The organism is Nocardioides sp. CFH 31398 (assembly GCF_022436705.1).
Classification (GTDB): domain Bacteria; phylum Actinomycetota; class Actinomycetes; order Propionibacteriales; family Nocardioidaceae; genus Nocardioides.
This window is the reverse complement of the sequence record NZ_JAKUHT010000008.1, coordinates 167,825-180,537: the sequence shown is the minus strand read 5'-3', so window position 1 is coordinate 180,537 and position 12,713 is coordinate 167,825. Positions and strand designations below refer to the sequence as shown.

12 protein-coding genes are annotated in these 12,713 nt (G+C 73.3%); 2 read left to right on the top strand and 10 right to left on the bottom strand.

Translation table 11 applies throughout. The annotated features are described in order from the left end of the window. Positions 1-50: 50 nt before the first annotated feature. Genes MJ876_RS08470 through boxC form a run of 6 tightly spaced genes read right to left on the bottom strand, consistent with a single transcriptional unit; the run spans position 51 to position 6,254 of the window. Positions 51-611, bottom strand: a complete 561-nt coding sequence (locus MJ876_RS08470) for a DUF6158 family protein (protein ID WP_240235825.1) — start codon at positions 609-611, stop codon at positions 51-53. After that, positions 608-1,495, bottom strand: a complete 888-nt coding sequence (locus MJ876_RS08465; protein WP_240235824.1) for an amidohydrolase family protein — start codon at positions 1,493-1,495, stop codon at positions 608-610. The genes MJ876_RS08470 and MJ876_RS08465 overlap by 4 nt, the downstream gene beginning before the upstream one ends. Positions 1,496-1,501: 6 nt before the next feature. Next, the gene (fdxA, locus tag MJ876_RS08460; protein ID WP_240235823.1) at positions 1,502-1,831 is read right to left on the bottom strand and encodes a ferredoxin; all 330 of its coding nucleotides are present in this window, start codon (positions 1,829-1,831) and stop codon (positions 1,502-1,504) included. Positions 1,832-1,848: 17 nt separating this feature from the next. Beyond that, positions 1,849-2,883 carry an NAD(P)/FAD-dependent oxidoreductase gene (locus MJ876_RS08455; RefSeq protein ID WP_240235822.1) on the bottom strand — a complete coding sequence of 345 codons (1,035 nt, stop codon included), beginning with the start codon at positions 2,881-2,883 and terminating at the stop codon, positions 1,849-1,851. After that, positions 2,883-4,520, bottom strand: coding sequence for a benzoate-CoA ligase family protein (locus tag MJ876_RS08450; RefSeq protein WP_240235821.1), 1,638 nt, complete (start codon positions 4,518-4,520; stop codon positions 2,883-2,885). The genes MJ876_RS08455 and MJ876_RS08450 overlap by 1 nt, the downstream gene beginning before the upstream one ends. A gap of 3 nt (positions 4,521-4,523) precedes the next feature. After that, a complete protein-coding gene (gene boxC / locus MJ876_RS08445) occupies positions 4,524-6,254 on the bottom strand; it encodes a 2,3-epoxybenzoyl-CoA dihydrolase (protein WP_240235820.1) in 1,731 nt (576 codons plus the stop codon). A gap of 187 nt (positions 6,255-6,441) precedes the next feature. Between boxC and MJ876_RS08440 the strand changes: the two genes are divergently transcribed. Beyond that, entirely contained in the window at positions 6,442-7,296 is an 855-nt protein-coding gene (locus MJ876_RS08440) for a PaaX family transcriptional regulator C-terminal domain-containing protein (RefSeq protein ID WP_240235819.1), read from the top strand. A 159-nt stretch (positions 7,297-7,455) separates the two neighbouring features. Here MJ876_RS08440 and MJ876_RS08435 read toward each other — a convergent pair whose 3' ends face one another. Continuing rightward, entirely contained in the window at positions 7,456-8,022 is a 567-nt protein-coding gene (locus MJ876_RS08435) for a GNAT family N-acetyltransferase (protein ID WP_240235818.1), read from the bottom strand. Between the two features lies 1 nt (position 8,023). After that, the gene (gene boxB, locus MJ876_RS08430; RefSeq protein WP_240235817.1) at positions 8,024-9,508 is read right to left on the bottom strand and encodes a benzoyl-CoA 2,3-epoxidase subunit BoxB; all 1,485 of its coding nucleotides are present in this window, start codon (positions 9,506-9,508) and stop codon (positions 8,024-8,026) included. A 97-nt stretch (positions 9,509-9,605) separates the two neighbouring features. Between boxB and MJ876_RS08425 the strand changes: the two genes are divergently transcribed. Beyond that, the gene (locus MJ876_RS08425) at positions 9,606-10,502 is read left to right on the top strand and encodes an alpha/beta hydrolase (RefSeq protein WP_240235816.1); all 897 of its coding nucleotides are present in this window, start codon (positions 9,606-9,608) and stop codon (positions 10,500-10,502) included. On the opposite strand, the gene MJ876_RS08420 is transcribed toward MJ876_RS08425, so the two are convergent. Continuing rightward, positions 10,475-11,653 (bottom strand): YibE/F family protein, encoded by a 1,179-nt coding sequence (locus MJ876_RS08420; protein ID WP_240235815.1) that lies wholly within the window; start codon positions 11,651-11,653, stop codon positions 10,475-10,477. The two genes, MJ876_RS08425 and MJ876_RS08420, sit on opposite strands and share 28 nt — an antisense overlap. Before the next feature lie 229 nt (positions 11,654-11,882). Continuing rightward, on the bottom strand, positions 11,883-12,704 hold the full coding sequence (locus MJ876_RS22170; RefSeq protein ID WP_240235814.1) for a PaaX family transcriptional regulator C-terminal domain-containing protein: 822 nt from the start codon (positions 12,702-12,704) through the stop codon (positions 11,883-11,885). Positions 12,705-12,713 lie beyond the last annotated feature (9 nt).

Genomic DNA, 12,713 nt, shown 5'->3' with positions numbered 1-12,713 from the left:
GTCGTCATGGTCTCGACAAGCTCGACCGGCGGTCGTGCGGTCGGCACGCGTCAGAGCCGCGCGCGGCCGGCGTCGGTGAGGACGCGGTCGCCCTTGTCGGTGGCCAGCGCCGGCTCGTCACCGGTGTAGAGCCGCGCGAGGGCGGCGCGCTCGAGACCGACCTCGCGGGCGAGCTGGTGCACCTCGAGCTTGTTGATCCGGCCGCCGGGCGCCTCGGCGACCCGGCGCAGCAGCAGGGTGACGGGGTCGTCGCCGGCGGGGACCCCGTCGGCGCCGTCCGCCTCGACCGCAGCCGGCTCCAGGAGGGCCTCGAGCTGGACCAGGACGCCGCGCAGCGCCTTGCGCAGGACGACGAGCTGCGACTCCTCGGTCGCCGCGCCGCCCGAGCCCTGCCAGGTGCGCTTGGGGTGGCGGCGCAGGTACTCCTGCTCCAGCTCGAGCATCCGGGACGTGTGCGTGGCGAACTGCTCGGCGGTGCCGTGCAGGAAGACCCAGTTGCGGGTCTCGTGGGCGTTGCGTCCCTGCTGCTCGAGCTCGTCGTCGCTCAGCTCGGCGGCGGGGCGGCCGAGGTAGGCGGGCCGGGTGTGCGCGGTGGTGGGCGACGTGGTCATGCGGCATCTCCTCCGGGCGGTGGGGCGAGGTGGTCGAGGCCGGCGTACACGCGCAGGGCGTTGCCGCCGAGCACCAGCCCGGCGAGCTCGTCGTCGAGCCCCAGGTCGACGACCGCGCGGGCGTTCGCGGCGGTGCCGGGGACGCCGGGCCAGTCGGTGGCGAAGATCCAGCGGCGCGCGAGGCGGCGCAGGTCGTACTTCGCGTAGTACTCCGGCAGCCGCTTCGGCGGCAGCCCGCTCAGCTCGATCCACACGTTCGGGTGGCTGAGCGTCATGAACGCGGCGGCGTCGTACCACCAGCCCCGGCCCCCGTGGGCCAGGACGACGTCCAGACCGGGGAAGTCGCGGGCGACCGGGAGCAGGAACTCCGGGCTCGCCAGCTCGTTGCGCGAGCCCGGGAAGCTGCTGGTGCCGCAGTGGACGACGAGCGGCACACCCCGCTCCTCGAGCACGGCGTACGCCGGGTAGAGCTGGGCGTCGTCGCAGCGGAACCCGCCGTGCACGGGGTGCAGCTTGAGGGCGGCGGCCCCGAGGTCCAGCTGGCGTCGAACCTCGTCGGCGATCGGGAAGTGCAGGTGCGGGTTGACGTTGGCGACGGGACGGAACCGCCGCGGGTTGTGCTCGACGAGCGGCAGCAGGTCGTCGAAGCGCTGGTAGCCGGTGGCGCGGGGGCTGTACTCGCAGAACAGCAGCGCCGCGTCGACGCCCTGCTCCGCGAACAGCTCGTCGAGGACCTCGGGGCGCGGGCGCCCGTCGGCGTCCCACACCCGGTCGAGGATCCCCTCGGGCCCGAAGTCGCGGGCCCACTGGATCCACGCCGGGGCGAGCGAGGTCAGGACGGGCACGTGGACGTGCGCGTCGACCAGGACGTGGTCGTCGAGCACGGCGGCCTACAGGCCGGCGACCAGCGGGGTGTCCACGCCGATCTCACCGGTCTTGTGGGCGCCGCCGGGGGCGCCGAGCGGCTCGTCCCGACCGTCGAGCACCTCGGTGAAGAAGGCCCGGTTGTCCTCGACGTGGGCCTCCTCGCCGTCCGCGACCCGACGGTCCTGGCTGATCGCCTCGACCGGGCACACGGGCTCGCAGGCGCCGCAGTCGATGCACTCCTTGGGGTTGATGTAGAGCTTGCGCTCCCCCTCGTAGATGCAGTCGACGGGGCACTCCTCGACACAGCTGCGGTCCATCGTGTCGATGCACGGGCCGGCGATCACGTAGGGCATGCGGTGCTCTCCTGTCGTCAGGCGGGGACGGGGACGGCGTGCGGCTGGTCGGTCGAGTGGCCGGGGAACAGCTGCGCGTCGGGGTCGAGGTGGACGGCGGCGTTGTTGACCGCGGTGGCGACCTCGCCGAAACCGACCGAGATCAGCCTGACCTTGCCGGTGTAGTCCGTGATGTCGCCCGCGGCGTACACCCCGGGGACGGCTGTCGCCATGGTGGTGTCGACGACCAGGTGGCGGTTGTCGTGGAGCTCGACGCCCCACTCGCGCAGCGGGCCCAGGTTCGCGGTGAACCCGAGCGCGGCGACCACCTGCTGGCAGGGCACGGTCTCGGGCTCCGCGCCCTTGGCCTGGATGGTCGCGGACTCGACGTGGTCCGTCCCGCCGAGGGCGACGACCTGGGCGTCGGTGACGATGCGCACCGACGAGGCCTCGACCTGGGCCAGGCTCGCGGCGTGGGCCCGGAACGCGGACCGGCGGTGCACGAGGGTCACCGACGAGGCGACCGGCTCGAGCATGAGGCACCAGTCGATCGCCGAGTCGCCGCCGCCGACGACCACGACGTCGCGACCGACGTACGCGTCCTTCGACGGCACGAAGTAGTCGAGGCCACGGCCGAGCAGCTCCTCCCCGGCCGGGAGGGGGCGGGGGGTGAAGGTCCCGATGCCGCCGGTGACGACCACCGCGCCGCAGTCGACCACCACACCGGCGCTCGTGCGGACGACGAGCCGTTCGCGGCCGTCGTCGTCGGTGCGGCGGGACAGCTCCTGGGCCTCCTGGCCGAGCAGGTACGTCGGGGAGTACTGGTCGGCCTGCGTCCGCAGGCCCGCGATGAGGTCGCGCCCGGTCACCACCGGCAGCGCGGCGATGTCGTAGATCTCCTTCTCGGGGTACATCGCCGTGACCTGCCCGCCGACCTGGCTGAGCGAGTCGACGACCGCGACGGACAGGCCGCGCACGCCGGCGTAGTAGGCGCCGTAGAGCCCGACCGGGCCCGCGCCCACGACGAGGAGGTCGACGGTGTGGTGCGTGCTCGCGGGGGCGGTCGCGGACATCAGGTCGCCACCGCCGGCTGCGCGGGAGCGGGCTCGACGACGACCTCGGGCTCGGCCTCGACGAGGAAGGCGCGGACCTTGAACCGCTGGAGCTTCCCGGTCGCGGTCTTCGGCAGCTCGTCGACGTGGACCACCTGCCGGGGCGCCTTGAAGTGGGCGAGCCCGTCGCGGCACCAGGCGATGAGGTCGTCGGCGCTGGCCCGCGTGGCGTCGGCGACGACCACGGCGACGGGCTTGTCGAGACCGTCGGCGTCCGCGAGTCCGACCACGGCGGCCTCCTGCACGGCGGGGTGCTCGAGCAGGCGGCTCTCGACCTCGGCCGGGGACACCCAGATGCCGCCGGCCTTGAGCATGTCGGTGTTGCGCCCGAGGCAGCGGAAGTAGCCCTCGTCGTCCTGGACGTAGGTGTCGCCCGTGCTCAGCCAGGAGCCCTGGAAGACCTGACGGGTGGCGTCGGTGCGGCGCCAGTAGCCCAGCGCGATCGACTCCCCGCGCACGAACAGCGCTCCGGGCTGACCTGCGGGGGCGCGGTGGCCGTCCTCGTCGCGCACCTCGACCTGGTACCCGGGGACGGGCCGTCCGGTGGTGCCGGGACGGATGTCGTCGGGTCGGTTCGACAGGAAGATGTGCAGCGCCTCGGTGGAGCCGATCCCGTCGAGGATCTGCACGCCGAACCGGTCGGTGAACCGCTGCTGCAGCGGCGCGGGCAGCGCCTCGCCGGCGCTGGCGGCCCACCGGACGGAGGCGAACGCGTCGTCCGGCAGGTCCGAGGCGACCAGGGCGGCGTAGAAGGTGGGGACGCCGAAGAACAGCGTCGGGTGGTCGACCGCGAGACGCTCCCCCACCACCGCCGGACTGGGCCGGCGCGGCTCGAGCACCGTGGTGGCGCCGACGGAGAACGGGAAGAACAGCGAGTTGCCGATGCCGTAGGCGAAGAAGAGCTTGGCCACCGAGAACGTGACGTCGTCGGCGGTGATGCCGAGCACCTGGACCCCGTAGGTCTCGCAGACGTGACGGATGTTCGCGTGGCGGTGCATCGCCGCCTTCGGCTGGCCGGTGGTGCCCGAGGTGTAGAGCCACAGCGCCCAGCCGTCCTCGCTGGTGGCCGCGACGTCGCCGGCGGTGTCGTCGGCCGCCCGGGCCTCGCGGCCGAGCGCGACGACGGCGTCGAAGTCGCGGACGACGTGGCTGCCGTGGTCGTGGGCGAACGCGCCGGGGTCGCCGATGGTGGTGACCATCTCGACCTCCGGCGCGGCGGCGAGCGCCTCGGCGACGGTCGCGGCGAAGTCCTGGCTGACCACGACCATGCGGGCGCCCGAGTCGGCCATGATCCCGCCGAGCTCCTTGGCGGTGAGCATGGTCGAGACGGGGACGGCGACCACGCCGGCGTGGAACGCCGCGAGCAGCCCGGCGAGCAGCGGGACGTCGTCCGCGGCCACGAAGAGCACCCGGTCGTCACGGCGCAGCCCCATCGCGCGGTACGCCGCGGCGACGTCGCGGACGAGCTCGGACAGCTCGCCGTACGACGTCTCGGCGCCGGTGGTGCGGACGGCGGTCTTGGCGCCGCGGCCCTCGTCGAGGTGGCGGTGCAGGAGGTAGTCGGCGGCGTTGAACCCCCCTGCGGTCACGGTGCTCACGGCTCAGACCCGCTTGTAGTCGTAGCTGCCGCGCTGACCGCTGCCGTAGCGGCGCAGCGCTCCCTCCGGCCCGGACGCGTTCGGTCGGTTGAAGATCCAGTTCTGCCAGGCGGTGAGCCGGCCGAAGACCTTCGTCTCGAGGGTCTCGGGGCCGACGAAGCGGTGGTTGGCCTCCATGCCGGTGAGTGCGTCCGGGGACAGCGAGGCGCGCTCCTCCAGGACGATCCGCAGCTCCTCCTCGAAGTCGATGTCGTCCATCGCGAGGGTCACCAGCCCGGCGTCGTCGGCGGCGGTCGCGTCGAGGGCGGTGCCGAACGTGGCGCGGGCGGCCTCGAGGTCGGCGTCGTGGCCCCAGAAGCGGCTGGCGAGCCGGCTGAGGCCGTTGCCCATGGGGTAGTCGCCGTCGTTGGCGGGGGTCAGCGTGATCGTCGCCGGGTCGGCGTCGGGGTCGACGTCCTCGTAGACGCCCTCCAGCATGTACTGCCGGTCGCAGGCCAGCAGGACCTCGGCGAGGAAGCCGGCGAAGCAGCTGCCCGGCTCGACGACGCCGATCAGGCTGCGGCTGGTGACGTCGAGGCGCTTGTAGAGACGCTTGAGGAAGTGACGGACCTCGTTGACGAACCAGTCGTCGGCCAGCGCGCGCAGCTGCTCGTCGTAGGCGAGGACGGCGGCGGGGTCCCCGGCGGTGCGGAAGGTCCAGGTGCCGAGGTCCTGGGAGTTCGTCCGCAGGCGCAGCACCAGGTCGTCGAGGGCGCGGGCGACCGCGAACGGCCAGTAGTCGACCCCGGCGGCCAGGACGCCGGCGGCGTCGGCGGGCGGCGCGTCGGTCGGCCCCTCGATCGTGATGTCGACGCGGCGGGCGTCGCGGGCGATCGCGGCGCGGACGTAGGGGTAGGTGATCGCGTCGCCGTCCTCGGTGCGGTCGAGCGGCGTCAGGGTGACGCCCTCACCGCCGGGGCGCGACGAGCGGGACGCCGCCTCCGCGGCGCGGGCGGCGAGCTTCTCGGTCCACTCCCGCTTGGGGAAGGTGGCGTCGACGAAGCCCCACCTCACGGCGGTCTCGCCGCGGTAGCCCTCGGACTTGGTCGCGAACAGGTCGGCGCGGTCCTTGCGGACGAGGCGCTTGTCCACGACCCGGGTCAGCCCGCCGGTGCCGGGCAGCACGCCGAGCAGCGGCACCTCCGGCAGCGACACGGTCGAGCTGCCGTCGTCGATCAGGACGATGTCGTCGCACGCCAGGGCCAGCTCGTAGCCACCGCCGGCCGCCGTCCCGTTGAGGGCGGCGAGGTAGGTCTGGCCGCTGTTCTCGGTGGCGTCCTCGATGCCGTTGCGGGTCTCGTTGGTGAACTTGCAGAAGTTCACCTTCCAGGCGTGGGACGACTGGGCGAGCATCCGGATGTTCGCGCCGGCGCAGAACATCCGGTCCAGCCCGCCGGTGACGACGACCGCCTTGACGCCCGGGTGCTCGAAGCGCAGCCGCTGGACGGCGTCGTGCAGCTCGATGTCGACGCCGAGGTCGTAGGAGTTCATCTTCAGCTCGTAGCCCGGGACGAGTCCGCCGTCCTCGGCGACCGCGAGGGTCAGCGTCGCGACCTCGCCGTCGACGTCGAGGCGCCAGTGCCGGTAGCGGTCCGGGTGGGTGTCGAAGTCGACGACCGGCGGGGCCACGGTGCCGGCGTCGGGGCCCGGTGCGGCGGTCTGGGTCTCCGGCTCGTCGTGCTGGACGGCAGTCATGTGGGCACCTCTCGGTCAGGACCTGGCTCGGCTCGGACGGACCTCCGGCGTGAGGTGAAACACTCTACGTAAAGTTGGTAAGCCGTCAAGTGTGTGTGGAACGAATTGTGGCAGGCTGCGCCGTGACACCCTGTCCACCCGTCTCCGCCGGCACCTCGACCGGCCCGCCGCCGCGAGAGGAGAGCCCGTGAGCGAGAGCCCGACCGCCCTGACGCGGCGCCGCGAGGTCGGCTCGGCGTCCGCGCGGTCGCTGCTGCTCACGATCCTCGGCGAGTTCGCGCTGCCCCGCGACGAGCCGGTGTGGACCGCGACCGTCCTGGACGCCCTCTCCCGCCTCGGGGTGGAGCAGCGCGCCGCGCGGCAGGCCCTCGCCCGCACGAGCGCGGAGGACCTGCTCGCCTCGGAGCGGCACGGCCGCCGGACGGCGTGGTCCCTCACCCCCCGCGGTGCCGAGCTCCTGGCGGAGGGCACCACGCGCATCTACGGCTTCCTGCGCTCCTCGCACGCCTGGGACGGCCGCTGGCTGGTGCTGACCGTCTCGATCCCGGAGACGCAGCGCCGCCTGCGGCACCGCCTGCGCACCCGGCTGACGTGGCTCGGGATGGGCTCGCCCTACTCGGGGCTGTGGGTCTCCCCCGACGCCGAGAAGGCCGCCGAGGTCGGCGAGGTCATCGACGAGCTGGGACTCGGCGACCAGACCGTCGCCTGGGTCGGACCCACCGCCGGCATCGGTGACGAGGGCTCGCTCGTCGACGCGGCCTGGGACCTCGCGGGCCTGACCGAGCGCTACCGGAGCTTCCTGGAGACCTTCGACGGCCGCCGGGTGGCGGACGCCGACGAGGCGTTCGCGGCCCAGGTCGAGCTGGTGCAGGAGTGGCGCCGCTTCCCGTTCCTCGACCCCGACCTGCCCGGCGAGCTGCTGGACGACGACTGGCCGGGCCCCCGCGCGGCGGCGGTCTTCCACGACCGCCACGCGGCCTGGCACGCCGACGCACAGCGCGTCTGGGCCCGCCTGCAGTCCGAGGCGTCCGACCGCATCTGAGCCGACCCGGGGGTGGCCGACCACCTCGACCCCCGCCCTGAGGTGGTCGAGCAGTGACCGAGCCCTGGCGAGGGACCGCGGGCGGCGCTCCTCGCTGCTCGACCACCCCGGGCGGCGCTCGTCGCTGCTCGACCACCTCGGCCACCGCCGGTCACCGGCTCAGTACTGGTGCTCCTCCACGTCCACGTAGCCGCCCTGCTCCTCGTGGCCGGGGCCGCGACCGTCGGGCACGCCCGCCGCGGCGTACGACGCGGGACGCGCCGCCGGGGCGGGACGTCGTCCGCCGGCGCCGACGCGCTTGCGCAGGTCGCCGTCCACCGGGCCCCGGAACCCGCGCACGACCAGCCAGTCGTGGACGACGTCGCGCTGGGCGTGGTCGCGGATCCGGTTGTGGATGTAGTTGATGTCGCGGGCCGCGGCCTCCGCCTCGAGGTGCTCGAGGACGAAGGAGCCGACGCCGGACTCCTGCCGCCCGGGGTCGACGGCGAGGAGGATCTCCGCGTCACCGCCCCAGGTGGTGTCCAGGCGCCCGTAGCCGACGACGGTGCCGTCGGCGTCCCGCGCCGAGAACCAGTCCCCGGGCAGGGCCTCGTCGTCGGCGAACGGGAGGACGAAGGCGCCCTCCGGCGCGCCGCCGATGACGCGGACCTTGTCGGCGTCCCACGTCGGGGACTCCTCGCGGACCCACTCGAGCGGGCCCGCGAGGCTCGACTGCTCGGCGGTCATGTCAGGCCATGCCCTCTTCGGCGAGGTGGACGTAGTCGAACTCGACCGGCTGGTCGTTGATGCCGGTCTTGGGCGCGGCGATCCACGGGGCGAACTCGCCGTACTCGTAGACCGGCACCATGAGCGCGGCGACCTGGCGGCGGTCCTCGTCGGAGGGCAGCCAGCCGTCGACCTCCGCCTCCCACGTGGCGTCGTCGAGGACCTCGCCCTCGGGGCTGACGTGGTGGTTGGCGTAGACGCCCACCTTGCGGTTGAAGCCCTCGTGCGGCAGGAAGAGTCGCTCGGTGAGGCCGGCGTCCTCGAGCTCCTGGTTCCAGCGGCGGACGCCGTTGGCGCAGTCGGCGACGTACTCGTCGCGCAGGTCGAGGTTGAGGGCGCTCAGCATCGGGACGGTCCTCTGCTTGATCTGGCCGTCCTCGACGTAGTTCATCTCGCGCTCGTCGTCGAGGAGCACGTGGTCGTCCTTGCGGCGCGTCTCCTGCCAGCGGCCCTTGAGCCCGGAGGAGTAGTAGTTGCCCGCGTTGGTCGACTGCTCGGAGCCGAACAGGTCCATCGACACCGAGAACTGGAAGTTGAGGTACTTCTGGATGACGTCCAGCGGGATCACGCCGTCCTCGAAGCCCGCCGTGCCGCCGTTCGCCTTCATGACCTCGGCGGTGCGCTCCACGGTGCGCTGCACGCCGGTGGTGCCGACGAACATGTGGTGCGCCTCCTCCTTGAGCATGAACTCGCAGGTGCGCGCCAGCGGGTCGAACGCCGACTCCTTCAGCGTGCCGAGCTGGTACTTGCCGTCGCGGTCGGTGAAGTAGGTGAACATGAAGAACTGCAGCCAGTCGGTGGTCTCCTCGTTGAAGGCCCCGAGGATGCGCGGCGCGTCGAGGTCGCCCGAGTTGCGCTTCAGCAGCTGCTCGGCCTCCTCGCGGCCCTCGCGCCCGAAGTAGGCGTGCAGGAGGTAGACCATCGCCCAGAGGTGGCGGCCCTCCTCGACGTTGACCTGGAACAGGTTGCGCAGGTCGTAGATGCTCGGCGCGGTGTTGCCGAGGATGCGCTGCTGCTCGACGGACGCCGGCTCGGTGTCGCCCTGGATGACGATGAGGCGCATGAGGTCGGCGCGGTGCTCGCCCGGCACCTCCTGCCAGGCCGGCTCACCCTTGTGCTTGCCGAAGGCGATCTGGCGGTCGGGGTTCTGCTCGGCGAGGAAGATGCCCCAGCGGTACTCCTCCATCGGCACGTGCTCGAAGTGGGCCCACCCGTCGCGGCCCACGGCGATCGCGGTGCGGAGGTAGACGTCCTCGGTCGGCAGGGCCGGGCCGAGGGTCTTCCACCAGTCGAGGAACTTCGGCTGCCAGCCCTCGAGGGCGCGCTGCAGGCGACGGTCCCCGGCGAGGTTCACGTTGTTCGGGATGCGCTCGTCGTAGTCGATGGTGCTGACCGGGCCGGTGGGCTCGGGAGCGGCTCCGGTGCGCGGGTCGTCAACGGTCGTCATCGCGGTCTCCTCGTGAGCGAAGTAGGTCCTTACGTTCTACACTCTCGTGACGGAAACAACAAGAGATGTCACACTTTTCTCCGGCACACTGCCGCCCGTGCGCGAGGAGACGAGCTTCCCGAGCGGCGACGGCACCTGCGCGGCGTGGCTGTACCGCCCGGACGACGGACACCCCCGCGCGCGACCCGCGGTCGTGCTCGGCCACGGCCTGGGAGGGACCCGCGCGATGCGCCTCGCGGCGTACGCCGAGCGGTTCGTCGCGGCCGGGTACGTCTGCCTGGTCCTCGACTACCGCCACTTCGGTGACAGCAGCGGCGAGCCCCGCCAGCTGCTGTCCGTGCGCCGACAGCTCGAGGACTGGCGCGCGGCGGTCGCGCACGTCCGCGGCCTCGAGGGCGTGGACGCCGACCGGGTCGTCGTGTGGGGCACCAGCTTCGGCGGCGGCCACGCGATCAGCCTCGCCGCGGAGGACCACCGCCTCGCCGCCGCGATCGCCCAGTGCCCGTTCACCGACGGCGTCGCCTCGGCCCTCGCCGTCCCGCCCACGACGAGCGTCCGCCTGACCGCCGTGGCCGTCGCGGACCGTGTGCGGGGTGCGCTCGGCCGGGCGCCGGCGTACAGGCCGGCCGCCGGGGAGCCGGGCACGACGGCCTTCATGACGTCCCACGACGCCCTGCCCGGGATCACCTCACTGGCGGAGGGGGCGACGGTCGACGACCGCCTCACCGCGCGGTCGCTGTTCGACGTGCTCCGCTACGCCCCCGGACGACGGGCGTCGCGGGTGCGCTGCCCCCTGCTCGTGGCGCTGTGCGCCTCCGACACGGTCGCGCCGAGCGGGCGCGCCCGCCGCCAGGTGTCCCGGGCGCCACGGGCCGAGGTCCTCACCTACCCCGTCGGGCACTTCGAGATCTACCTCGGTGAGCCCTTCGAGACCGCGGTGGCGGCCTACCTCGACTTCCTGCGCCGTCACGTCCCCGTGGGGCGGGCCGGCTGAGTCTCCGCGGCGGGGCGACCGCGCCGGATGACGAAGGCGGCCAGCAGTGTCGTGATCGGCACCGCGGCGACCAGTCCGAGGGTCGCGACGGCGCTGCGGGCGATCTCCTGCGCGACGAGCTGGGTGGTGACCACGCCGGTGAACGACGAGTTGTCGGCGACGATCAGCAGGAGCAGCGGCAGCGTCGACCCGGCGTACGCCAGCACGATGGTGTTGACGACCGAGGCGATGTGGGCGCGACCCACGCGCGAGGCGGCGGCGTACAGGCCGCGGACGCCGGACGTCGGGTCCGCCGCGGCGAGCTCCGCGACGGTCTCGGACTGCGTCACCGTGACGTCGTCCAGGACCCCGACCGAGCCGATGATGATCGCGGCGACGAGCAGACCGGCCATGTCGACGCCGTACGTCGTGAACACGGAGCCGGACAGGTCGTCCGTGACGCCGGTGAGGTTCAGACCGGCGGTGGCGACGAGGGCGAGCACCCCGGTCAGCGCGAGGCTGGCGAGCGTCCCGACCACGGCCACGGTGGTGACCAGCGTGAGGCCGTGGGTGAGGTAGAGGACGGTCAGCACGATCAGTGCGGCCCCGACGATCGCGACCAGGACGGGGCTCGAGCCCGCCAGCACGGCCGGGACGACGAACAGCAGCAGCACCCCGAAGGTCACCGCCAGGCCGAACAGCGCCGCCAGCCCCCGCAACCGCCCGAACGCCACCAGGGCCAGCGCGAACACGCCCAGGAGCAGCACCATGCCGGTGCCGCGCTGGTGGTCGACGATCGTGTACGTCGTCCCGTCCGGGCCCTCGGCCTCGGTGACCACCACGTCGTCGCCGACCGACACGCGCGGCGCCCCGGCCCCGTTGGGCAGCGCCACCTCCACGTCGGTGTCGGACTCCTCGAGCAGGATCCCGGCGGTCCCGCAGCCGTTGACGTCGTCCGGCAGCGAGGCCTCGCAGGGCTGCGCGTCGATCGCGGTCACGGTGGCGTCCTGGGAGGCGGCGGCGAGCCCGTCCGCGGAGTCGACGCCCTCGGAGGGCCACAGCAGCACGAGTCCCAGCACCGTCAGGGCGGCGACGGGTACGACCAGCAGCAGCGCCAGCCGCCGCATCCGTCGGGTCTCGGGCGCAGCCGTCCGTGCGTGGTTCCCACCCATGACCGCATCCTCCCAGGAGGGCGGCCAGGGGTGGGTCGGGTCATCGCACGCGGAAACCGAGCGACCACCGCTGGTCGAGCAGCGACCGAGCCCTGGCGAGGGAGCGGCGTCGAGACCTCGGTCAGCCGACGGCGGTCTCGACGCGCTCGTCGCTGGCGCTCCTCACTGCTCGACCACCTCAGGAAGTCGCTCGTCCACCTCAGGCCGTCAGCGGGTGTCGGTCGATGCCTCAGCCCGCGGCGGAGGCCGGGGTCCAGCGCTGTCCCGCGTGGGCGAGGGCAGGGGGCTCGAGGAGCGCGACGAGGCCCTCGAACAGCGCGAGCGCGTCGCCGGCCGGCCAGTCGGCGGGCAGCAGCTCGGGCGGCAGCCCGGGGTCGCGGAACGGCAGCTTGCGCCAGTGGTCGACCAGCGAGACGTACGACGCGAACGGGGTCGCCGTCCCGGTGTCGCCGAAGTGGGCCAGGAACGCCCGGTAGCCGTCCGCGATGCCGTCGAGGTCCCAGCTGCGGGCCACGAGGGTCCGCAGGTCCTGCCCGCCGACGTGGGGCCCGACGAACACCGCCGAGTACGACGTCAGCTCGAGCTCGGCGATGGCCTGCTCGGCCGCCGCCCGCATGCGGGCCGGCGCGATCCACATGGCCGTCCCCACGTTGCCGAAGCCCAGCGCGGCGAGGTGCGAGCGGAGCTGGTGACGCTTGGCGCGCTCGGCCTCCGGCACCGAGAAGTTCACGACGCACCACCCCTCGTCCAGCGGGGCGGGGCGGCGGGCGTGCCAGATGACCTCGTCGCCCGCGGCGAGCGACGACAGCGCCTGCCGGGTCAGGGCGTAGCCGCGGACGCCGCCCCGCGTCTGCGACCCCAGCCAGCCGCGCTTCTTGAGGCGGAACACGGCGGTGCGGACGCTGGTCGGGTCGAGCCCGACCTCGCCGAGCAGGTCGACGGCCCCGCCGATGGGCATCCAGTCACCCATCGGCCGCACCACCGACCCGAGGAAGGTGACGACGACCGTCCGCGTCCGCGGGGCTGCGCCCGTGCGGTCCGACTCGCTCACGCCGCCATC

What these genes read in the sequence shown, in the direction of transcription:
- MJ876_RS08455 (WP_240235822.1), bottom strand. Translation starts at nt 2,883, where the DNA reads ATGTCCGCGACCGCCCCCGCGAGCACGCACCACACCGTCGACCTCCTC.
- boxC (WP_240235820.1), bottom strand. Translation starts at nt 6,254, where the DNA reads ATGACTGCCGTCCAGCACGACGAGCCGGAGACCCAGACCGCCGCACCG.
- MJ876_RS08435 (WP_240235818.1), bottom strand. Translation starts at nt 8,022, where the DNA reads ATGACCGCCGAGCAGTCGAGCCTCGCGGGCCCGCTCGAGTGGGTCCGC.
- fdxA (WP_240235823.1), bottom strand. Translation starts at nt 1,831, where the DNA reads ATGCCCTACGTGATCGCCGGCCCGTGCATCGACACGATGGACCGCAGC.
- MJ876_RS08470 (WP_240235825.1), bottom strand. Translation starts at nt 611, where the DNA reads ATGACCACGTCGCCCACCACCGCGCACACCCGGCCCGCCTACCTCGGC.
- MJ876_RS08420 (WP_240235815.1), bottom strand. Translation starts at nt 11,653, where the DNA reads ATGGGTGGGAACCACGCACGGACGGCTGCGCCCGAGACCCGACGGATG.
- boxB (WP_240235817.1), bottom strand. Translation starts at nt 9,508, where the DNA reads ATGACGACCGTTGACGACCCGCGCACCGGAGCCGCTCCCGAGCCCACC.